Here is a 21,131-nt window from a genome sequence, read left to right on the forward strand (position 1 = left end):
CCCGTCCGCCGCTCGTCAGCGGGGTGCAAGCACCCCCTGCTACCGCTCGACTTGCATGTGTTAGGCCTGCCGCCAGCGTTCAATCTGAGCCATGATCAAACTCTTCAGTTTAAAAGTTTAATTGGAATCTAAAGAGAGGAATTATCTCTTCGCCATCCTGCTCAAGGTATAAACAACGCTAAATGAATTCACATATAGGTTGCTTGTCTTGAGATATAAGCTTTGTGTGCTTAGATCCTGACAAGCGCCCACACGAATTACCTGATCGACTTGTTAAAGAGCGTGCTGAGCGACTTATGCTTGCCACCGCAGTGGCTGTACCCATCGTCTCAAGCGAGGCGCGCTTTTCAGCGCCTCATAAGGAGGTGCGTATTCTACCGCCTCCGCCTTCAGTGTCAAGCGTTTATTTCGCTTTTCACTGCGATTTTCGTTTTCTCGAATCAACCAAAAGGCTTAATGATTTCAAGAGGTTAGAAAACCGCCTCGCTGTTCCGTCCGGCTCCCGAAGGGGCTGTCGTCTCAAGCGAGGAGGCGCATTCTACAGAGCTGACTGAGGGAGTCAACAGCCATTTGGAAAAAATTTACAAAAAGGTGACACTCCAGCTCTTCCAACGACCCTTTACGCCGGACCGGACTCTTCTTCGGTCTTCTTGCGGCCCGTCAGGCGAGCCATCAACAACCCCACTTCAAACAGTAACCACATCGGTACCGCCAGCAAGCTCTGGGAAATGATATCAGGGGGCGTTAGCAGCATCCCGACCACGAAACAGCCCACGATGACATAAGCGCGTTTAGCCGAAAGCGATGCGACGTCGGTCATGCCAGACCACACCATCAGCAGGGTCGCAACCGGTATTTCGAAGACGACACCAAAGGCAAAGAACAGTTTCAACACAAAGTTCAGGTAGCTGCTTATATCGGTCATCATCGCTACATTCTCGGGCCCAACACTGGTAAAGAAGCCAAACACCAGCGGAAAGACAACGAAATACGCGAAGGCGACACCGAGGTAAAACAGCAGGATACTGGACAATAAAAGGGGGACAGCCAGCCGCTTTTCATGTTGATAGAGGCCGGGCGCGATAAAAGCCCAAGCTTGATGTAGCAGGAAAGGGATCGCCAGAAAAATTGCTGCAACGAGTGTCAGCTTAAAAGGGGCAAAAAACGGCGAGGTTACATCCGTCGCGATCATGCTCGTGCCTTCCGGCAGCATCGCGGTCAGGGGCGCGGACAACCATTCGTACAGATCGTTGGCGAAATAAAACAGACAAAGAAAAATAATCAGTATCAGAAAGACACTGTGAAGCAGACGCTGACGCAGCTCGACCAGGTGCGAAATCAGTGGCTGCTCAGGATCGTAATGGGAATCACTCATGTGTTGAAGACTTCTTGCCAGCGGCTTCGCCATCGCTCTTGGGTATGTCGACTTCCTGCGACTCCGGCGCCGGGCTTTTCTGCTCCCTATTTACCGGGTCCGATTCGTTGGCGCCAAACGGCCGCCGCATATCGTTAAGCTCCTGATCGAGCTTCTCTTTCTCAATGGCTGTCGTACGACGCAGCTCTTCGACGCGAAGCTCTTCATTGATCTCTCGCTGGATACTGCTGACCGACCGCTTTAGCCGCCCCAGCCACAGGCCGCAGGTTTTAGCAGCCAAAGGCAGTTTTTCAGGCCCAAGAACCAGCAGCGCAACAACGCCGATCAGCAGGAGTTCTGCAAATCCGATATCAAACATCGACAGCGGCTGCGCTTAACGACCGTCAGATTTGTGCTCGCTTTTAGCGGCACTCGATTCGGGCTCTTTAAATTGAGCATCCTCTTTTTTATCCAGCGCCTTATCAGACTTATCCTCTTCATCCTTGGAGTCGTCATTCATCGCTTTTTTGAAGCCCTTGACGGCACTACCCACGTCGCCTCCGAGGTTACGCAGCTTCTTGGTACCAAAAAGCAGGATGATGATGCCGAGGACAATAACCAATTGCCAGATACTGATTCCACCAAAGCCCATGTATTCACTCCCAACGAGGCGATTACCCCGCAGATATCTTAGTTAAACTTAATTGCCGCCACGTGAGGCTTTCTCTTCAAGCCCCGAAAGATCAAAACGTCGCGCCAGTTCATTCAAAACCACATCGGGCTTTTCGCCCAGATGAGAGAGCATGACCAAGGAGTGGAACCACAGGTCCGCCGTCTCGTAGATCACGTCTTTGTTATCGCCGGAGAGCTTCGCGTCCTTCGCCGCGATAATCGTCTCAACCGATTCCTCGCCCACCTTTTCCAATATTTTATTCAAACCTTTGGCATGCAGGCTGGCTACGTAGGAACTGTCCGGTGAAGCGGTCTTACGCTGCTCCAGCACCTCGCTCAATTGAGCCAAGACGTCGCTCATGACTTCTCCCCCTTACCTGCATAAATCGATTCCGGGTCTTTCCGGACATCATCGGTAATCTGCCACGTCCGATCAGCGTCCAGACGACGATAAAAACAGCTCTCACGGCCTGTATGGCATGCAATCTCACCCAGCTGCTCCACCTGCAGCAGGACGACATCACTATCACAGTCCAGCCGCACCTCATGAAGCCGCTGCACATGCCCCGATTCTTCTCCCTTACGCCAAAGCTTACCGCGGGAACGCGACCAATAGATCGCTCTCCCTTCTTCGACTGAGAGCTTGAGCGATTCGGCATTCATCCAGGCCATCATCAATATGCGACCGGAGCGAAAATCCTGCGCGATGGCAGGCACCAACCCCTGCCCATCCCATTTTATCTGTTCAAGCCAGTCGTCTGTCATCCCGTTATCTCAAAGCCTGTTGGTTCGTAGCAAAGCGCAAGAATACCCGATCACACCGGGTCTAACCACACAGCGAGGCTCAGGCACGCCAGAGCGCTGCCACACCCGCCAGACTAAAAAGCCAGCCATACCAGGGCATACTATCAAGAGCGGACCTTACTTCCGGCTGCGTGGTCATCGCCGCCAACAGAATCAACAACCCGCCCAGCACCAGAGAACGCCGGCCCCGCCTCGCATCATGCCGGAACGCCTCCGACCGCAGCTCAACCAAAGACCGCTGAGTATCCTCCAGACGGCGCATCTGCTGCAATCCATCGTAGATCAGCTGCGGCATATGAGGCAGCTTGTCCAGCCAATCCGGTGCCTGCTGCCTCATCTTTCTATAGACTGCGCGCGGCCCCATCCGTTCACGCATCCACTTTTCCAGAAACGGCTTGGCCGTTTTCCAAAGATCGAGGTCCGGATAGAGCTGACGCCCCAACCCCTCAATATTAAGCAGCGTCTTTTGCAGCAGTACGAGCTGAGGCTGTACTTCCATGTTGAAGCGGCGTGCTGTCTGGAACAGCCCCAGCAGCACCATTCCAAAAGAGATATCCTTCAGCGGTTTCTCAAAAATCGGCTCACAAACACTGCGGATGGCGGTTTCAAATGCATTCACATTGGTATCGGCCGGCACCCAGCCGGAGTCGATATGCAGCTGTGCAACCTGACGGTAGTCACGCTTGAAGAAGGCCAGTATATTGCGGGCCAGATAGCTTTGATCTTCCGGTGTCAGGGCTCCGATGATCCCAAAGTCCACCGCGATATAACGGGGATTGCTCGGGTCATCCGGGGATACAAAAATGTTGCCCGGATGCATATCGGCATGAAAGAAGCTGTCTCGAAAAACCTGTGTAAAAAATATCTCGACACCCCGTTCCGCCAGCACCTTCATATCTGTTTCACGGCGATGCAACTGTTCCACATCAGCGATGGGGATGCCGTAGATTCGTTCCATGACCAACACATTCTGCCGGGTCATGTCCCAGAATACTTCCGGCACATAGAGCATTTCTGAACCATCAAAATTACGACGCAACTGGGAGCCGTTTGCCGCTTCCTTGCGCAGGTCCAACTCATCGAAGATGGTTTGCTCATACTCCGCAACCACTTCCACGGGCCGCAGACGGCGCCCTTCCGACCAGAGTTTCTGCACCATATGAGCCAGGGTGTACAGCAACCCAACGTCCTGACGGATCACAGACGCGATTCCAGGACGAATCACTTTGACGACAACGGCTTTGCCATCATGCAACCGCGCCCCATGAACCTGGGCGACGGATGCCGAAGCAATCGGATCCACACAAAACTCAGCGAACAGCTCGCCCACCGGCCGTCCCAGCGAACGCTCAATAATCATCCGCGCCTGCTCACTGGCGAAGGGGGGGACCCGGTCCTGTAATCGCGCCAGCTCCACCGCCAGATCATCCGGTAGCAGGTCCCGGCGGGTCGAAAGCATCTGCCCGAATTTGATAAATACCGGGCCCAGAGCCTCCAATGCCAAACGAAGCCGCACCCCACGGGGCTCGTGTACCCGAATAAACCAGCGCGAGGGCAGAAACAGCAGGAAAAAACGCAGATAGCCGGGCAGCGGCGCTTCCAGCAGGAAGGTATCCAAGCGGTATTGCGCAACCACACGAGCAATTTTTAACAGGCGGAAAACCGTACGCACGAATCAACTCCGATAAGGGGCGGGGCAGGAACAGAACAGAAAAACGATGAGATATCACTCGGATCCGATAACGCGGTCCCGGCCCCCCTCCTTGGCTCGATACAGCGCGCAGTCCGCTCGCCCAAACAGGGTCTCGGCATCATCATCGGGCTGAACCTCGGCAACGCCGAAGGACGCGGTCACCATAACCGGCTCGCCCTTAAAGTTGAACGGGCTTGCTTTAACGGCCTCTCTGAGCTTGTCAGCCGCGACCAAAGAATCACGTTTACCGGTAGAAGGAAAGAGCAGCACGAACTCCTCTCCGCCATAGCGAGCGATAAAGTCACTTCCCCTCAAGTTTCGCTGCAACACCCTCGCCACCAGCCGCAACACCTTGTCACCGGCCAGATGTCCATACTCATCGTTAATCCGCTTAAAACGGTCCAGGTCGACCACCGCAACCGAAAACGGCGTATTATAGCGCTGCCAGCGTTCAAGTTCAGTGGCAAGCTGATCATCGTATGCAGCTCGATTCGGCAAGCCAGTCAGCGGGTCAGTCCGGGCCTTGACCCGCTCCTCTTCCATTCTCGAGCGAACGCGACCGGCCTCAACCTCCATCTGCTCAACCCTTTCCACCAGCGCATCGTAGCGTTGCTGCATCCGACCTTCTCGCTCGCTCTCATGATCCTTGTAGCGGTCCATGGTACGAACGATGGACGTTAGCTGTTCGGCCACCGCTTTTTTCAGGGAGAGTAAATCGTTGGAGGATTTGACGCTCTGATGGAGTTTGCTGACATCACGACGAACCTTGTGATCCAGCTGCTGATGTGCCTCAAACGCTCGACTCTCTTCCTGACGACTCTGTGACAGGAAATCCTGCACATAGGTGAGTTGCTCATTCAGGCTCAGCAGGTAAGTTTCAAATTCCTGATGCTCAAGCCCCGTAGACAGTCTGGCCAATTTGACCAGCGAGGCCATCACATCGGGCAGGTCTGCCGCCGGGATACCCTTTTCGATCCGCGCGATCAGTTCACGAGCAAGTGCCAGACCCGAGGCTTCGATATTAAGCGCTTCGATCAGGTTCAGCATCTCTGTGGCGATGCGGCTCTCGAGCATCTCCAGATCCACCACATCGTTGGGGTCGGAGGCGCTCAGTGCGAAAGAGTGTTCATTCTCGGCCTGAGCGGGCAGCAGCCCTTTTTGAAGTTCGACCAACTCCTGCAGCAACTCAGCCAACTTGTAAAAGTGCTCGGCCGCTTCCGGCACCCGGCGCTCACTGGCGTTGAGCAGGTTGGTGAAGGGCTCGCTTTGATTGATTGAACGGAGCTGGTTGATCCAGCGCTCAAAGCCAACACGAATATCCTTACTCACCGACAGCCGCTGATCATCAAGCAGTTTGATCTGTCGTTCGACCCGACCCAGTACACGATCAAACTGACCATTGATATCGGGCTTGCGCATCATCTGCAGCAATAAATCAAGTTCTGCATCCAGCGCAGCACTCTGCCCTCGAAGCCCCAGCGCCAGCTGGCTGCTTAGCGCCCGGCCCCGGGAAGCGGTACTATCCGTGTCTCTCTGTAGGGCCTCGCACTCCTGCGCCAGCTCTTTGTACTTCTGCTTCCAGTCGTCCTGCTCTAACGCCACGGGAACCGCTCCAAACTACGGCTTGCGCTGTTCAACTCTTCGACACAGCGGGTCTAATTCTGATCATTGTCAGGGAAATATATCATGCCGGGGGCCGGTTAAAAGACAAAAACCGCTCGATATGAGCGGTTTTTGGGCGGGGATCAAAAAGCGCGATCAGTTCTGCGCTTTTTCTTTCTCTACCAAATAGCTGACAACTTTCAGCATCCCCTCATGTCCACCGGCGGACTCAGCGGTGACGCGATATTTACCATTAACGATCATCGAAGGGACACCGGTAATTCCATAACCCCGCGCCTTGGACTCGCCCTGCTTGAGCTTCATATCCACCGCAAAGGAGTTGTACTGTTTTTTAAACGTGTCGGCATCAACGCCATAATCTGCGTAGAAATCCGCCAGATCATCCGCAGAGCGGAACCGTTTACGTTGCACATGAACCGCATCAAACATAGCCTGGTGCGTTTCCTCGACTTTATCCAGCAGATCAGCCACGTAGTAAGCGCGCGCCATCGGCTCCCAGCTGCGCCCGAACACCACCGGAATGTTCACCAGTTTCACATCATCAGACTGTTGTGCTTTCCAGTGCTGCAGCAGGGGCTCAAAGCTGTTGCAGTGAGGACAGAGATAGCCAAACATCTCCACCACTTCAACCGCATCCCCCTTGGTTGTTGTCGGTACCGGCTGAGCGATTCGCTCGTACTGAACACCCTCACGGTAAGGCTCATCCGCAGCTACTGCTGACAAAGAGATCAGCGCTGCTGCAACGGCAACTAGCCATTTTTTCATTACATTACACTCCTGGTAGACAATCAGTCCCTCAACAGACCCGCAAAAACCCGTAAAAGTTCAGCGAACCCCAGAGACACCAAAGGCAGCCGAAGCTGCCTTTGAAAAGCACGAAGACCGGGCACTGAATCAGTACAGACCCTGCACGTACTGAGCAACCGCCTTCATATCAGACTCGCTCATCTTCACGGCAATATCACGCATCATGCCTGACGGATCATTGTTACGCTCACCCGCTGCAAATTTCTTCAGCGTGCTTTCCACGTAACCGGCATGTTGACCGCTGAGGGCCGGGAAAGCCGCGGCTTCGTTACCCTGGCCGTTTGGAGAGTGACAGGCGGTACACGCCGCAACACCCTTGTCGGCGATGCCGGCACGGTAGATCTCTTGACCCGCGGTAACCTGATCAGCCGCCGCCTGGCCTACAGCCACATTGTTGCTGGCGAAGTACGCTGCAATATCCGCCAGGTCCTGGTCGCTCAGGTTATCCAGCATGCCGGTCATCTCAGGGATGCTGCGCGCACCACTTTTGATATCATTCAACTGCTTGAGCAGGTAGCTGGCGTTCTGGCCCGCCAGTTTCGGGAAGTTCGGCGCTGCACTGTTACCATCGGCACCGTGACAAGCCGCGCAAACGGCAGTTTTCTGCTGGCCCGCCGCTGCATCGCCCGCTGCATGTGCAACGCCGGTGATGCCGAGGCTTACCAGTAAGCTGATCAGTAGTTTGTTCATTGACTAACCCAGACCCCTGTAAGACTAAAAAGTGTGTTATTTCCGCCGCTTGTGGCGGCGAAAACATCCGAAGTCATGCTTTCCCTGACTGGAGCGCAAACCAGATCGCGGGTAAAATTGGCGGCATTATAAACCAATATCCCCACAAACTGGAACGTATATGTTAGTCGGGGGTCAGACAACGGATTCTCATGTCCTCCAGCGAACCGGTTATTCAGTACAATTCTGCACGTTACAGCACCAGTGCCAACAAGCTCGACCAGTGCCCGCCCGATGAGGGGGCCGAAGTCGCGTTTGCCGGCCGATCCAACGCTGGAAAATCCAGTGCAATCAATGCGCTGACCCAGCAAAATCAACTGGCCCGGGTGTCCAAAACACCGGGCCGAACGCAGCTGATCAACTTCTTCGACCTGAATCTGGAAGGGATGCGCCTGGTTGACCTGCCCGGTTATGGCTATGCCAAGGTGCCGCTGGCCCTCAAACAGCACTGGCAGAAACACCTTGATGCATATTTGCAACACCGCGAGTGTCTACGTGGCGTGGTATTGGTGATGGATATTCGCCACCCGATGAAAGAGTTCGACCAGATGATGGTGGATTGGTGTGCCGCCACCGGCGTTCCTCTGCATGTTCTTCTGACCAAGTCAGACAAACTGAAAAAAGGCCCGGCACAAAGTACGCTACTGTCTCTGCGCAAGGCCCTGACCGAGGTTCTGGGCGATGCAGTATCGGTACAGACTTTCTCGGCTCTGAAGAAAACCGGTGTGGATCAGTTACGTGCAAGACTGGATAGCTGGCTACTCCCCCCGGAAGGGGCTGATCAGGAAGCATAAGCCCCGCTTACACCGGGCAAAAGAAAACCCCGATGCCGTGAAGGGGAAGGAAACGGCGATCGGGGTCAGCATCTTTGTCATGACAGATTAAGACCGCCTCTTCCTCTCGGCTGCATCCTGGGCAGCTGCGATCTTATAAACTCTGACGCCCCTTTTTCGTCAAAGTTCACCCGACCGACAAAAAATTAGTGGGCCTGCTCCCAGTTGTCCCCCGCCTGAGCCTCCACCAGCAGCGGCACGTCCAGTTTCGCGGCGTTTTCCATCAGCGGATGCACCTGCTTTAAAAAGGCATCAACCTCAGACTCACACACTTCGAAAACCAGTTCGTCATGCACCTGCATGATCATGCGCGCATCGAAGCCGCTCTCCCGCAACCAAGTGTCTACAGCAACCATCGCCTTCTTAATGATATCCGCGGCAGTCCCCTGCATCGGCGCATTGATGGCCGTGCGCTCGGCCGCCTGCCGGCGCATGGGGTTTCGTGCATTAATCTCAGGCAGATAAAGGCGTCGGCCAAAGATTGTTTCCACATAGCCCTGCTCCCGCGCAAGCTCGCGAGTCTGGTCCATGTAGCGCTGTACGCCGGGATAGGTTTCGAAGTAGTGGTCGATGTAGGTCTGGGCGTCTTTTCGACCCACACCGATCTGTTTGGCCAGACCAAACGCCGACATGCCGTAGATCAGACCAAAATTGATCGCCTTGGCACTGCGGCGCTGATCCGCGGAGACTTTATCCAGCGCGACTTTGAATACTTCGGCCGCAGTGGCCCTGTGGATATCCTCACCATGAGCAAAGGCGTCCAGTAAGCCTTTATCACCGGACAGGTGAGCCATGATCCGCAGCTCGATCTGTGAATAGTCTGCCGCGACGATATTGTACCCTTTGGGAGCAACAAATGCCTGGCGAATACGACGCCCTTCCGGCGTGCGCACAGGGATATTCTGCAGGTTGGGGTCCGACGACGAGAGACGTCCGGTGGCTGTGTTGGCCTGATGATAGGAGGTATGAATCCGGCCCGTGGCCTTGTTGATCATCTGCGGCAGTTTATCGGTGTAGGTGGACTTGAGCTTGCTCAGCCCCCGGTTCTCGATGATCACTTTGGGCAGCGGATAATCCAGCGCCAGCTCCTGCAACACCTCTTCAGCAGTGGAGGGAGCTCCCTTCGGCGTTTTCTTCTTCACCGGCAGCCCCTGTTTCTCGAACAGGATCTCCTGCAGCTGTTTGGTGGAGCCGAGATTAAACGGCTCGCCGGCCAGCTCGTGCGCTTCCTTTTCCAGCTCGGCAAGGCGTTTTTCGATCTCCTGACTTTGCTGCGCCAGCAGCGTTGCATCCACCAACGCACCATTTCGTTCCATTCGCGATAGCACCGGCACCAGCGGCAGCTCGATCTCTTGCAACACGTTGACCAGATCGCCCTCGGCTTCCAGCCTGGGCATCAATGTCTCGTGAAGACGCAGGGTGATATCGGCATCTTCCGCCGCGTAGGGCGCGGCCTGCTCCAGGTCGATCTGGTTGAAGGTGAGCTGCTTCTTGCCCTTCCCTGCGATGGTCTCAAAACTGACGGTTTCCACATTCAGGTAGCGCTGGGCCAGGCTGTCCATATCATGGCGGCTGGCGGTGGAATTCAGCACATAGGACTCCAGCATGGTGTCAGAGCCAATTCCTCGGATCTCGATTCCGTATTTAGCCAGTACATTCATGTCGTACTTGATGTGCTGGCCGATTTTTTTTAGTCCCTCATCTTCCAGGATCGGTTTAAGCTGCTCGAGAACGGCATTGCGATCCAGCTGATCCGGTGCTCCCACATAATCATGCGCCAGGGGTACATACGCCGCTTTGCCCACTTCCACGGAGAAGGAGACCCCCACCAGCTCCGCCTCCATATAGTTGAGGCTGGTGGTTTCCGTATCAAAGGCAAAACAGCCAGCCTGCTTCAGCCGTTCGAACCACACATCAAGGCTGGCCTGATCCAGAACTGTTTCGTACTCGACCTCTAGGGTCGGCTGCACCACCTCTTCAGCCGCCGCATCGCCGCCGCCCTCTTCCAGTTCACGCACCCAAGTCTTGAACTCGAAACGCTTAAACAGTTCGATCAACTTGCTACTATCCGGAGCGGGCAAGGTGATATCGCCAAGGCCCACGTGCAACTCCACATCGGTTTTGATCGTCGCCAGCAAATAGGAGAGTTCCGCCATTTCGCGGTTTTCTTCGAGTTTCTTCGGCATCGATTTGGCGCCACGGAAACCGAGATCCGGGATCTTGTCCAGATTCTCGTACAGGCTTTTAATACTGCCGATCCCCTGCAGCAGGGCCAGTGCCGTTTTTTCTCCCACGCCCGGCACACCGGGGATGTTATCGACCTTGTCCCCCATCAACGCGAGGTAGTCGATAATCAGCGCCGGCGGAATACCGAACTTCTCCTTTACCCCCTCCATATCCATCACGGTATCGGTCATGGTGTTGATCAGGGTGACTTTCTCATCCACCAGCTGCGCCATATCCTTGTCACCGGTGGATATCACCACATCGCAACAGGCAGCCTCCGCCTGACGCGCCAGAGTGCCGATCACATCATCGGCTTCGACCCCCTCCTCGACAAACAGCGGGATGCCCATGGCGTGAATAATGTCGTGAATAGGCTCGATCTGGTCGCGCAGATCATCCGGCATAGGCGGTCGTTGCGCTTTATAATCGGCGTACAGGTCGTCGCGAAACGTTTTCCCCTTGGCATCGAAGATTACCGCCACCGGGCTTTTCGGATACTGCTTGAGCAAACTGCGCAGCATGGAGGTCACCACCCGCACCGCGCCGGTCGGAAATCCATCCGCCGTTCTCAGGTCCGCCTGCTGGGAGGCGAAGAAGGCTCGGTACAAATAGGAGGAGCCGTCCACTAGAATAACGGGAGGTTTCTGTTCGCTCATCGGTGCATCCATCGGCTGGTGGGTTCGGATTCGGGCTTGTTCGGTCCGCCGCAAAGGCCCACAATCATAGACAAATCGGGCCGCTTCGACCAACAGGCGCGCCTCAACCAAATGGGAAGAGAGCAATGATTAAACAGCTTCTGCTGGCAGGGGCACTGATCCTGTCACCGCTGGCCCAGGCCGAGATCGTCACCAATACCGAGACGCAGGAGCCGGAGATCACCATCACCCATGATGGCGAGGCCACGTATTACGAGTATTCGATCAACGGACAGCTCAGGGAAATCAAGGTCGTGCCCAAGGTCGGCAAGCCTTATTACCTGGTCCCCGCCCAAGGCTCCGATGAGTACATCCGTGCCGAAGAGTCTCAACTCCTAATCCCTAAATGGGTTATTTTTCGCTGGTAAGAATCCACCGTGGCAGTCTATACCCCCGTTACCCCGGCACAGCTCGATACGCTGTTGGCCGACTATGACCTTGGCACCTGCATCGATTTCAAAGGGATCGAAGGTGGCATCGAAAACACCAATTATTTCGTCACGCTGGAGCAGGACGGTAAGCAGACCGAGTATGTGCTGACCCTGTTTGAGGAGTTCAGCTATGAGGAGATGCCCTTTTTCGTCGAGCTGGGGCAGTGGCTCGCCCAGCGCCAGGTGCCGGTCCCCTATGCCATTGAGGATCGTCACGGCATCGGCTTGAAACAGCTCAATGGCCGCCCGGCTTTCCTGCAGCCCCGTTTTGTTGGTGGTCACCGCGATCAGCAGGAGCTGACACCAACCAACTGCGCCAGTATCGGTCGCGCTCTGGCGCGCTTCCACCTGGCCGGACAGGACTTTTTCCTGACCCGTCAGGCCCATCGTGGCGTGTTCTGGTGGCGCCGGGAAAGCGAAAATATCGCTCCGCGACTCAGTCATGAGGATGCCGGCCTGCTCACCGAAGAGGTACGCCTGTTTGACGAGTTGCGCCAGACCCATGGTGAGTCCCTGCCCCGCGGCATCATCCATGGCGACCTGTTCCACGACAATGCGCTGTTTGTCGGTGACGAGGTGGAAGCGATCCTCGATATCTACAATGCGGCCACCGCGTTCTGGTTGTTCGACCTGGCCATTGTGGCGAACGACTGGTGCGTTAACCCGGATGGCAGTATCGACCCGGCCCGGGAGCGCGCACTGCTGGATGCCTATGCCGAGGTACGCTCCTTTGCCGATGTCGAACGTCAGACCTGGCCTCAACTGTGCCGCACCGCCGCCATGCGCTTCTGGCTCTCACGCCTGATTCCCTGGCTCGGCATCTCCCAGGCTTCACGCCAGGGTGGCGAGATGAAGCTCAAGGATCCGGATGAGCTGAAGCGCATTCTGCTGGCTCGCATTGCTCAGCCGGCTGTCCTCTGAGTACCGTGCGTATCCGGGTGGATCGCGTTGGGTTTTCTGATGCGATCCACTCCTACTCCCAGCGGTTTGATTTCTACCTGTATACTTTTCCAGTACCCACCCGAAACCGTTATACTCTGGCCCCTGCGAACTAAAAACCACCGCACACGATTTCTGCGAAAGGCCTATGGACGTTACCCACATCATCGACTCGCTCAACGACGCCCAACGTCAGGCGGTAACCGCCGACGTTAAAAACCTGCTGGTACTGGCCGGTGCCGGTTCCGGCAAAACACGGGTACTGGTGCACCGCATCGCCTGGTTGATCGAAGCAGAAGGCATCTCCCCCTATTCCATCATGGCCGTAACCTTCACCAACAAGGCGGCTCGGGAGATGCGCGGACGGATCGAACATCTGCTGGGGCTCAATACCCACGGCATGTGGGTCGGGACCTTCCATGGCCTTGCGCATCGGTTATTGCGAGCTCACTGGCAGGACGCAGGTCTGCGCGACAACTTCCAGATCATGGACAGTGACGACCAGCTACGTCTGATCAAGCGGCTGTGCAAGGAGATGAACCTGGACGAGAACCGCTGGCCGCCCAAGCAGATGCAGTGGTACATCAACGGCCAGAAAGATGAAGGCCTGCGGAGCCGCCATATCGAACGTACCGGTGATCTGTTCCAGGACACAATGGTGCGCGTCTATGAAGCCTACGAAGAGGCCTGCGATCGCGGTGGAATGATCGACTTCGGCGAACTGCTGCTACGCGCTCTGGAACTGCTCCGTGACCGGGCTCCGGCACTGCTCAAGCACTACCGCGAGCGCTTCCGTTACGTACTGGTGGACGAGTTCCAGGACACCAATGCGATCCAGTACGCCTGGCTGCGCCTGCTCTGCGAGGGCGATGACAAACTGATGGCGGTGGGTGATGATGACCAGTCGATCTACGGCTGGCGAGGCGCCCGGATCGAAAATATTCAGCACCTGCCGGACCATTTTCCCGGCACCGAAACCATCCGCCTGGAGCAGAACTACCGCTCCACAGGTACCATTCTGGGCGCTGCAAACGCCGTTATCCGCAACAACTTCGGCCGCCTGGGTAAAGAGCTGTGGACAAGCCTCGGCGATGGCGAGGCGATCAGCCTCTACGCGGCATTCAATGAGCAGGACGAAGCTCGATTTATCATCGATCAAATCAGCAAGTGGATCGATGAGGGCAACCGCCGCGACGAGAGCGCCATACTCTACCGCTCCAACGCCCAGTCCCGGGTACTTGAAGAAACTCTGATCCGCGCCGGTATTCCCTACCGCATCTACGGTGGTCAGCGTTTCTACGATCGACTGGAGATCAAAAACGCCCTGGCCTACCTGCGCCTGCTCGCCAACCGCGATGACGACACCGCCATGGAACGGGTGATCAATGTGCCCACCCGGGGCATCGGTACCCGTACCATCGAGCAGATCCGCGAACACGCCCGTGCCGAAGGTGTCTCCATGTGGCGCGCCGCCAATGAGATCATCGAATACGGCAAACTAACCGCCCGCGCCGGTAATGCCCTGCAAGCCTTCCTGGATCTGATCAACCGGCTGGATAGCGAAACCGAAGAAACCGAACTGCACGAACAGACTGAGCATGTGGTTAAACACTCTGGTCTGATTCAGCACCACGAGAAAGAAAAAGGCGAAAAGGCACAGTCCCGCATCGAGAACCTGGAGGAGCTGGTCACCGCTGCGCGGCAGTTTGCCGGTCAGTGGCAGGCGGATGAGACACCGGAGGGATTCAACTCGGTGTTGGCAGCCTTCCTCGACCAAGCCGCGCTGGACGCCGGTGATGCCCAGGCCGACGTGCATACCGATAGCGTGCAACTGATGACCCTGCACTCGGCCAAGGGACTGGAGTTCCCGCTGGTGTTCCTGGCCGGTATGGAAGAGGGGCTGTTTCCGCACAGCATGTCCGCCGAGGAGCCCGGCCGCCTCGAGGAGGAGCGCCGACTCTGCTACGTGGGTATCACGCGCGCCATGCAGAAGCTCTACCTGACCTACGCCGAAGCCCGGCGCTTGCACGGCCAGGAGAACTATAACCGCCCTTCCCGCTTTATTCAGGAGATCCCTATGGAGCTGGTGGAAGAGGTTCGCCTGAATGCCACCGTGCGCCGTCCCTACAGCAGCGGCCAGTCACAGGAGAGCTCTCTGTTCGGGAGCTCCAGCCTGGGCGGTAGCGACATTCCCGAAACCAGCCTGGCACTGGGCCAGCGGGTGATGCACCCGAAATTTGGCGAAGGGCTGGTCACCAACTTCGAAGGCAGCGGACCCAAAGCTCGCGTCCAGGTCAATTTCGATGACGTGGGCAGCAAGTGGCTGGTTGTGGGCTTTGCCAAACTTGAGGCCCTTTAACAACCCTCCGGTGGCCTAAACAGCTGCTATTCTGTTTTCAGGTGATGGCGACAGCGCGGCGAGAGCCGTAAAATCGCGACTTTCGTCTAAAAGGAGCCTGAAAACATGCCGGGCAGTAAAGTCAGCTTCATTCTCGCCCTTGCGGTGGCAGCAGCCATCTACCTGCTTGCCCCGCTGGAGCCCACCCTGAAAACCGGACTCTCGGTATTAGCCTTGGTCGCTATTCTCTGGATGACCGAGACCTTTAACATCACGGTCACTGCCCTGCTGATACCAGTACTGGCCGTACTGACCGGGGTTTTCTCGGTCGCCGACGCACTGAAAAATTTTGCCAACCCGATCATCTTCCTGTTTCTGGGTGGTTTCGCACTGGCTGCCGCCCTCAGTGAACAGGGGCTGGACCGCTACATTTCCAGCCATGTGGTTCGCCTGGCCCGGGGCCGGCTCGGGGTTGCCGCGATTCTGCTGTTCGTCACAGCGGCCGGTCTTTCCATGTGGATCTCAAACACGGCGACCACCGCCATGATGCTGCCCCTGGTGCTGGGCCTGATCAAACAGCTCCCCTACGAAGAGAACAAAAGAACCTACTGGTTTGTCTTGCTGGGTCTTGCCTACTCCGCCAGTATCGGTGGTATCGGCACGCTGGTGGGCAGTCCACCCAACGCGATTGCCGCCGCGGCCGTAGGCCTGACATTTCTGGACTGGCTGAAGATCGGCTTTCCGATCGTGTTGGTTTCCTTCCCTTTGATGATTCTGTTGCTCTGGCTGGTTATGCGCCCGGAGCTGGGCCATCGGTTCGAAACCAAAGAAGCTCATGCCCCGTTGACCGGTACTCAGTGGGCGACGCTGGCGGTATTTGCGCTCACCGTGGCACTCTGGCTGTTCAGCGCCCCAATCTCCAAGCTGGTGGGTGTGACCAAAGGTTTTGATGCCCTGATAGCTGTCGCGGCCATCCTGATGCTGTGCATGCTCAAGCTGGTGTCCTGGAAGGCGGTGGAGAAGTCGGCAGACTGGGGTGTACTGCTGCTGTTCGGGGGAGGTTTGACCCTCTCGGCCCTGCTGAAAGAAACCGGCGCCAGCCTGTTTCTGGCGGAGTCTGTCAGCAGCCTGTTAGAAGGCGCTCCGATGGTGCTCTTTATCCTGGTGGTGGCCGGCTTCGTGGTCATGCTCACGGAAATCGCCAGCAACACCGCCAGTAGCGCACTGCTGGTGCCGATTTTCGTGGGAATTGCCGGTGTGATGGGGATGCCGGAGGTGGTCATGGCTGCCGTTATCGCCATCGCAGCCTCCTGTGCTTTCATGTTGCCCGTGGCAACGCCGCCCAATGCGATCGTTTACGGCTCCGGAGCCGTCCCCCAGACGCAGATGATGCGTGCCGGGATCGTGCTGAATGCGGCAATGACTGCCGTTATTACCGGTGCCGCGATGATGATGCTGTAACGGTCATCCCCCCAGGCTATCCGTCGGCGGCAACCGGCGGATATGCCCTTCCCCATCAATTGCGACCTGAACACATTCGCACACCGTCACCTTGCGTGGCGCCCGCCCGTCAGGACATTGCCCCCAACACTCCACCGCAATACGCAACGAGCTGTGGCCGCGCTCCAGTACGCGGGTGTAGAAAGAGAGGACGGTGCCCTTCAAAACCGGCGACATGAAGGTCATCTGTCCCACAGAGACTGTCGCGATACGGCCCTGCGCTTCCTGTCCGGCACGGATTTCACTGGCCAAAACCGCTTGCGCGCTGACCCAGCCCCCATACACATCCCCAAACATATTGACGGCATCGTGACCGGCCGGTAGCTGAAGGCTAAGTTCGCCTTCCGGCTGCAGAACACGGCTCCTATCGACAGTTCCCATGTGACCTCCTGTTGAAACGACAGCCTCTATGATGCAGTGCAGCGACTCGATCTGCCAGCAAAAGCTGGGCTCCACGGCTTTCCGGCATTGCATCATAATCGATTCGAACCCGAACCCAAGCGTTGCCTTGAAAAAATCAACGTACCCAATTTCAGACTGTAACAAACCCGTAACTTTTTAATCCTATAGTGCCGCCCATAAACCGCTTCAACTCAAACGATCCAGCTAAAGAGGGATACAGAATGAAATTGCGTACCCGTGCTCTTGCGATTGCGATGACCGCTGCTACCGGTCTTGGCATGGCAAACGCTGCTGTTGCTCGCGACACTATCAGCATCGTTGGCTCCTCCACCGTTTACCCGTTCGCGACTGTCGTTGCCGAGCGTTTTGGTACCAACACCGATTTCAACACTCCGAAACTGGAATCTACCGGTTCTGGCGGTGGCATGAAGCTGTTCTGCGCTGGCATCGGCACTCAGCACCCGGATATCACCAACGCTTCTCGTCGCATGAAGACCTCTGAGTTCGAACTGTGCCAGAAGAACGGTGTTACCGAGATCACTGAATTCCGTATCGGTTCCGACGGTATCGTGATCGCCAGCTCCAACGAAGCTGAAAACCTGGACATCACGCTGGAACAGCTGTTCCTGGCGCTGGGCGCGAAGGTACCGGTTGATGGCAAGTGGGTTGCTAACCCGAACAAAAACTGGAGCGACATTGACGCCAGCCTGCCGAACAAGCCGATCCGTGTAATGGGCCCGCCGCCGACCTCCGGTACCCGTGACTCCTTCAACGAACTGGCGCTGGGTGCTGGTTGTGAAGAGCTGCCGGAATCCGAAAGCCTGAGCAAGGACGACCACAAAGCGATCTGCGAAAGCGTTCGTGAAGATGGCGCGTTCATCGAAGCCGGTGAGAACGACAACCTGATCGTTCAGAAACTGATCAGCGACCACGGCCTCTACGGCGTATTCGGCTACAGCTTCCTGGAAGAGAACGCTGACCGTCTGCAGGCTGCCAAGCTGAACGGCATGGTTCCAACTGCTGAAGATATCGCTGCCGATAAATACCCGGTTGCTCGCTCTCTGTTCTTCTATGTCAAGAAAGCACACATCGGTGTTGTTCCTGGCATTCAGGAGTACGTCAACGAGTTCACCAGCAATGGCGCTCTGGGTGCGAACGGCTACCTGAAAGACGTGGGCCTGATCATCCCGCCGCGTGAGCAGCTGGCTAACCTGATGGACAAGGCTGAGAACCTGACTAACCTGACGCTCGACGAGCTCAAGTAATCGGTCAGGATCAGCCCGATCCTCCGGGGTGTGGTCCTTTAGAGGGCCACACCCTTTTGCACGTCTGGAGTGACCAAATCACTTCGCTACTGGCCGTGTAGGTGCCCGGGTTAAAAGGTACAATCCGGGCCCAACAGAAACATCGCAGACAGGTAGATACATGCAACCGGCAAACCTGCTTCTTATCACGCTGGCATTTGCTGCCGTGGCCTACGGGTTGGGATACTTCCGCTCCCGTGCACTGGCAATGCCCCTGGGTGGGATCCGACACCTTAAGTCGCTTCCCTTTTATTATGGCGCCCGTGCGGCTTTATGGTGCGGTATTCCGGCCCTTATCGTTCTAGGACTCTGGGCGGCGTTCCAGGGTCAGGTGATCCAGACGATGGTCGTGGGCACCCTGCCGGAGAACCTGCTGCCGAGCAATGCAGGCGAAGCGAGCCTTCTGCTGAGCAAGATCAGCAACATCGCGTCAGGCGCACTGGCAAAGGACTTTGCCGACCCAGCCATCGTCCAGGCAGCTGAGCTGCTGGTCCGGTTGCGTGAGCAGAGTCTGATGTACATGACAGCTCTGGTGGTTTCGGTGGCTGTACTTGCTGCGTTTATAGCCTGGGTGCGCATCCGCCCGACTCTGAACGCCCGTGTTCAGGTCGAGGCGATCCTGAAGTGGATCTTCTTCTCCTGCGCCGCACTGGCAATCCTGACCACTGTCGGGATTATCTTCTCTGTTGCGTTCGAAACCTTCCGTTTCTTCCAGCAGATCTCCTTTATCGACTTTTTCTTCGGCACCCACTGGAGCCCGCAGACCGCCCTGCGTGCTGACCAGGTCGCTGCCGAAGGCGCCTTTGGCATGATCCCGCTGTTCACCGGTACGCTGCTGATCTCGGCGATCGCCATGCTGGTGGCGGTACCGGTCGGGTTGATGTCGGCCATCTACCTGTCTGAATATGCCAATCCGAAGATTCGTAACATCGTGAAGCCGATGCTGGAGATGCTGGCCGGGGTTCCCACCGTGGTTTACGGTTTCTTCGCGGCACTTACCGTGGCGCCCTTTATCAGTGACTTCGCTGCCAGCTTTGGCATTAATGCCTCTTCACAGAGCGCTCTGGCGGCCGGTGCCGTTATGGGGATCATGATCATCCCGTTCGTTTCATCGCTGTCTGACGATGTGATCAACGCCGTACCGCAGTCCTTGCGTGACGGCTCCCTGGCCCTGGGTGCCACTCAGTCGGAAACCATGAAAAAGGTGATTTTCCCGGCTGCCCTGCCCGGTATCATGGGCGGTATTCTGCTGGCGGTATCCCGCGCCATCGGCGAAACCATGATCGTGGTCATGGCTGCAGGCCTGGCGGCCAACCTGACCGCCAACCCACTGGAGACGGTGACCACCGTAACGGTTCAGATCGTCACCCTGCTGACTGGCGACCAGGAGTTCGACAGTGCCAAGACCCTGGCGGCATTTGCCCTGGGTGCGATGCTGTTCCTCTCCACCCTGTTACTGAACATTATCGCTCTGCATATCGTGCGTAAGTACCGGGAACAATATGACTAATCGACCGCAAGCGGAGATCGTCCGCCAGTCCCTGAAAAAGCGTTACCGCAAGGAGAAGCGGTTCCGCGCCTACGGCATTTTAGCGATTGCCATAGCCCTGTCCGCACTGGTGGTGCTGTTTACCGATATCATCGGCAAGGGCTACACCGGCTTTATGAAAACCAGCCTCAATCTCGAGGTCGAGCTCAACCAGGAGATGATGTTCCTGGATGATGCCACTGACCAGAAGCAGCTGCGTATGGCCGATTTCGTCGAGCCGCTGGTACAGGCGCTGTTGAAAGAGATTCCGGACGCCACCGAGGCAGACCGGGATGCCGTACGCAAGCTGATTAACCCCTATGCGTCCACCGACCTGCGCGAAGCGCTGGTCAACAACCCGGATTGGCTCGGCAGCACCCGTGAGATGAACCTGCTCGCCCATACCGATGTGGATGTCTACGTCAAACACGCCGGCGATAGCGCCTACTCGATCAAGCTGAGCGAACAGCAGCGTGAGTGGGTTGATGGCCTGCTTGAAAGAGGCATCGTTGAAGTGAGTTTCAACGACACCTTCTTTAAGGGCGGTGACTCACGTGACCCCTCCCGCGCCGGGATTATGGGGGCCGTTGTCGGCTCCCTGCTGACCATGTTTGTAACACTGATTCTGTCGTTCCCGATCGGGGTCGCGGCCGCAATCTATCTTGAGGAGTTTGCGCCTCAGAACAAGCTTACGGACTTTATCGAGGTCAACATCAATAACCTGGCTGCCGTACCGTCGATCATTTTCGGTCTTCTGGGCCTGGCGGTATTTATCGGTCTGTTCGGCATGCCGCGCTCGGTGCCCGTCGTCGGTGGTCTGGTACTGACCCTGATGACCCTGCCGACAATCATTATTTCGAGCCGTGCTGCGATTAAGAGTGTGCCGCCGTCGATCCGTGAAGCGGCATCCGGCATCGGTGCCTCGAAGATGCAGGTGGTCCTCCACCACGTACTGCCTCTGGCGCTGCCCGGTATGCTCACCGGCTCCATCATCGGCATGGCACAGGCGCTGGGTGAAACTGCCCCGCTGCTGCTGATCGGCATGGTGGCCTTTATCGTCGATGTGCCCGATGGCTTCCTGGATTCAGCCACCGTCCTGCCGGTTCAGGTCTTCCTCTGGGCAGGCAGCCCCGAGCTGGCTTTTATAGAACGCGCTTCAGCCGCCATCATGGTGCTGCTGAGCTTCCTGATCAGTATGAATGCATTGGCCATCTGGTTGCGTAAACGCCTTGAGCGCCGGTGGTGAGGAGAAC

General features: G+C 56.6%; 19 protein-coding genes and 1 rRNA gene. 8 read left to right on the top strand and 12 right to left on the bottom strand.

Annotated elements, in window-relative coordinates:
• From G403_RS0112375 to G403_RS0112420, 10 genes are all read right to left on the bottom strand, one after another.
• A 16S ribosomal RNA gene (locus G403_RS0112375) occupies positions 1-111 on the bottom strand; the annotation flags it as partial.
• Between the two features lie 508 nt (positions 112-619).
• Complete coding sequence (gene tatC, locus G403_RS0112380) at positions 620-1,375, bottom strand: twin-arginine translocase subunit TatC (RefSeq protein ID WP_027854272.1); 756 nt, start codon at positions 1,373-1,375, stop codon at positions 620-622.
• Positions 1,368-1,733, bottom strand: a complete 366-nt coding sequence (tatB, locus tag G403_RS0112385; protein ID WP_027854273.1) for a Sec-independent protein translocase protein TatB — start codon at positions 1,731-1,733, stop codon at positions 1,368-1,370. The genes tatC and tatB overlap by 8 nt, the downstream gene beginning before the upstream one ends.
• Before the next feature lie 15 nt (positions 1,734-1,748).
• Positions 1,749-2,006 carry a twin-arginine translocase TatA/TatE family subunit gene (gene tatA, locus G403_RS0112390; RefSeq protein ID WP_027854274.1) on the bottom strand — a complete coding sequence of 86 codons (258 nt, stop codon included), beginning with the start codon at positions 2,004-2,006 and terminating at the stop codon, positions 1,749-1,751.
• A 48-nt stretch (positions 2,007-2,054) separates the two neighbouring features.
• Positions 2,055-2,387, bottom strand: a complete 333-nt coding sequence (locus G403_RS0112395) for a phosphoribosyl-ATP diphosphatase (protein ID WP_027854275.1) — start codon at positions 2,385-2,387, stop codon at positions 2,055-2,057.
• Positions 2,384-2,791, bottom strand: coding sequence for a phosphoribosyl-AMP cyclohydrolase (gene hisI, locus G403_RS0112400; RefSeq protein WP_027854276.1), 408 nt, complete (start codon positions 2,789-2,791; stop codon positions 2,384-2,386). Before hisI ends, G403_RS0112395 begins: the two co-directional genes overlap by 4 nt.
• A gap of 79 nt (positions 2,792-2,870) precedes the next feature.
• Positions 2,871-4,502, bottom strand: coding sequence for a ubiquinone biosynthesis regulatory protein kinase UbiB (gene ubiB, locus G403_RS0112405; protein ID WP_027854277.1), 1,632 nt, complete (start codon positions 4,500-4,502; stop codon positions 2,871-2,873).
• 54 nt (positions 4,503-4,556) lie between these two features.
• On the bottom strand, positions 4,557-6,125 hold the full coding sequence (locus tag G403_RS23205; RefSeq protein ID WP_051298953.1) for a GGDEF domain-containing protein: 1,569 nt from the start codon (positions 6,123-6,125) through the stop codon (positions 4,557-4,559).
• A gap of 156 nt (positions 6,126-6,281) precedes the next feature.
• Complete coding sequence (locus tag G403_RS0112415; protein ID WP_027854278.1) at positions 6,282-6,911, bottom strand: thiol:disulfide interchange protein DsbA/DsbL; 630 nt, start codon at positions 6,909-6,911, stop codon at positions 6,282-6,284.
• Positions 6,912-7,040: 129 nt separating this feature from the next.
• Positions 7,041-7,643, bottom strand: a complete 603-nt coding sequence (locus G403_RS0112420) for a c-type cytochrome (RefSeq protein WP_027854279.1) — start codon at positions 7,641-7,643, stop codon at positions 7,041-7,043.
• A 191-nt stretch (positions 7,644-7,834) separates the two neighbouring features.
• On the opposite strand from G403_RS0112420, the gene yihA reads away from it, so the two are divergent.
• On the top strand, positions 7,835-8,476 hold the full coding sequence (gene yihA / locus G403_RS0112425; protein WP_027854280.1) for a ribosome biogenesis GTP-binding protein YihA/YsxC: 642 nt from the start codon (positions 7,835-7,837) through the stop codon (positions 8,474-8,476).
• A 185-nt stretch (positions 8,477-8,661) separates the two neighbouring features.
• Here the strand turns inward: yihA and polA are convergent, their stop codons facing one another.
• Positions 8,662-11,397: a DNA polymerase I gene (polA, locus tag G403_RS0112430; RefSeq protein ID WP_027854281.1), complete on the bottom strand. Its 2,736-nt coding sequence runs from the start codon at positions 11,395-11,397 to the stop codon at positions 8,662-8,664.
• Between the two features lie 125 nt (positions 11,398-11,522).
• Between polA and G403_RS0112435 the strand changes: the two genes are divergently transcribed.
• The 4 genes from G403_RS0112435 (at position 11,523) to G403_RS0112450 (ending at position 16,605) form a co-directional block, all read left to right on the top strand.
• Positions 11,523-11,804: a DUF2782 domain-containing protein gene (locus tag G403_RS0112435; protein ID WP_036233687.1), complete on the top strand. Its 282-nt coding sequence runs from the start codon at positions 11,523-11,525 to the stop codon at positions 11,802-11,804.
• A gap of 9 nt (positions 11,805-11,813) precedes the next feature.
• Entirely contained in the window at positions 11,814-12,788 is a 975-nt protein-coding gene (locus tag G403_RS0112440; protein ID WP_027854283.1) for a homoserine kinase, read from the top strand.
• 166 nt (positions 12,789-12,954) lie between these two features.
• On the top strand, positions 12,955-15,165 hold the full coding sequence (uvrD, locus tag G403_RS0112445) for a DNA helicase II (protein ID WP_027854284.1): 2,211 nt from the start codon (positions 12,955-12,957) through the stop codon (positions 15,163-15,165).
• Positions 15,166-15,270: 105 nt separating this feature from the next.
• Positions 15,271-16,605 (top strand): DASS family sodium-coupled anion symporter, encoded by a 1,335-nt coding sequence (locus tag G403_RS0112450; protein WP_027854285.1) that lies wholly within the window; start codon positions 15,271-15,273, stop codon positions 16,603-16,605.
• A 3-nt stretch (positions 16,606-16,608) separates the two neighbouring features.
• Here the strand turns inward: G403_RS0112450 and G403_RS0112455 are convergent, their stop codons facing one another.
• The gene (locus tag G403_RS0112455; RefSeq protein ID WP_027854286.1) at positions 16,609-17,025 is read right to left on the bottom strand and encodes an acyl-CoA thioesterase; all 417 of its coding nucleotides are present in this window, start codon (positions 17,023-17,025) and stop codon (positions 16,609-16,611) included.
• Between the two features lie 242 nt (positions 17,026-17,267).
• On the opposite strand from G403_RS0112455, the gene G403_RS0112460 reads away from it, so the two are divergent.
• From G403_RS0112460 to pstA, 3 genes are all read left to right on the top strand, one after another.
• On the top strand, positions 17,268-18,311 hold the full coding sequence (locus G403_RS0112460) for a substrate-binding domain-containing protein (RefSeq protein ID WP_051298955.1): 1,044 nt from the start codon (positions 17,268-17,270) through the stop codon (positions 18,309-18,311).
• 160 nt (positions 18,312-18,471) lie between these two features.
• Positions 18,472-19,860, top strand: a complete 1,389-nt coding sequence (gene pstC / locus G403_RS0112465; RefSeq protein WP_027854288.1) for a phosphate ABC transporter permease subunit PstC — start codon at positions 18,472-18,474, stop codon at positions 19,858-19,860.
• Positions 19,853-21,124 carry a phosphate ABC transporter permease PstA gene (pstA, locus tag G403_RS0112470; protein WP_027854289.1) on the top strand — a complete coding sequence of 424 codons (1,272 nt, stop codon included), beginning with the start codon at positions 19,853-19,855 and terminating at the stop codon, positions 21,122-21,124. The genes pstC and pstA overlap by 8 nt, the downstream gene beginning before the upstream one ends.
• Positions 21,125-21,131: the final 7 nt, after the last annotated feature.

The organism is Marinobacterium litorale DSM 23545 (genome assembly GCF_000428985.1).
Lineage (GTDB): Bacteria > Pseudomonadota > Gammaproteobacteria > Pseudomonadales > Balneatricaceae > Marinobacterium_D > Marinobacterium_D litorale.

What these genes read in the sequence shown, in the direction of transcription:
- yihA (WP_027854280.1), top strand. Translation starts at nt 7,835, where the DNA reads ATGTCCTCCAGCGAACCGGTTATTCAGTACAATTCTGCACGTTACAGC.
- G403_RS0112435 (WP_036233687.1), top strand. Translation starts at nt 11,523, where the DNA reads ATGATTAAACAGCTTCTGCTGGCAGGGGCACTGATCCTGTCACCGCTG.
- tatB (WP_027854273.1), bottom strand. Translation starts at nt 1,733, where the DNA reads ATGTTTGATATCGGATTTGCAGAACTCCTGCTGATCGGCGTTGTTGCG.
- G403_RS0112420 (WP_027854279.1), bottom strand. Translation starts at nt 7,643, where the DNA reads ATGAACAAACTACTGATCAGCTTACTGGTAAGCCTCGGCATCACCGGC.
- G403_RS0112455 (WP_027854286.1), bottom strand. Translation starts at nt 17,025, where the DNA reads ATGGGAACTGTCGATAGGAGCCGTGTTCTGCAGCCGGAAGGCGAACTT.
- G403_RS0112415 (WP_027854278.1), bottom strand. Translation starts at nt 6,911, where the DNA reads ATGAAAAAATGGCTAGTTGCCGTTGCAGCAGCGCTGATCTCTTTGTCA.
- uvrD (WP_027854284.1), top strand. Translation starts at nt 12,955, where the DNA reads ATGGACGTTACCCACATCATCGACTCGCTCAACGACGCCCAACGTCAG.
- tatC (WP_027854272.1), bottom strand. Translation starts at nt 1,375, where the DNA reads ATGAGTGATTCCCATTACGATCCTGAGCAGCCACTGATTTCGCACCTG.
- G403_RS0112395 (WP_027854275.1), bottom strand. Translation starts at nt 2,387, where the DNA reads ATGAGCGACGTCTTGGCTCAATTGAGCGAGGTGCTGGAGCAGCGTAAG.
- pstC (WP_027854288.1), top strand. Translation starts at nt 18,472, where the DNA reads ATGCAACCGGCAAACCTGCTTCTTATCACGCTGGCATTTGCTGCCGTG.
- G403_RS0112460 (WP_051298955.1), top strand. Translation starts at nt 17,268, where the DNA reads ATGAAATTGCGTACCCGTGCTCTTGCGATTGCGATGACCGCTGCTACC.
- hisI (WP_027854276.1), bottom strand. Translation starts at nt 2,791, where the DNA reads ATGACAGACGACTGGCTTGAACAGATAAAATGGGATGGGCAGGGGTTG.
- pstA (WP_027854289.1), top strand. Translation starts at nt 19,853, where the DNA reads ATGACTAATCGACCGCAAGCGGAGATCGTCCGCCAGTCCCTGAAAAAG.
- tatA (WP_027854274.1), bottom strand. Translation starts at nt 2,006, where the DNA reads ATGGGCTTTGGTGGAATCAGTATCTGGCAATTGGTTATTGTCCTCGGC.
- polA (WP_027854281.1), bottom strand. Translation starts at nt 11,397, where the DNA reads ATGAGCGAACAGAAACCTCCCGTTATTCTAGTGGACGGCTCCTCCTAT.
- G403_RS0112450 (WP_027854285.1), top strand. Translation starts at nt 15,271, where the DNA reads ATGCCGGGCAGTAAAGTCAGCTTCATTCTCGCCCTTGCGGTGGCAGCA.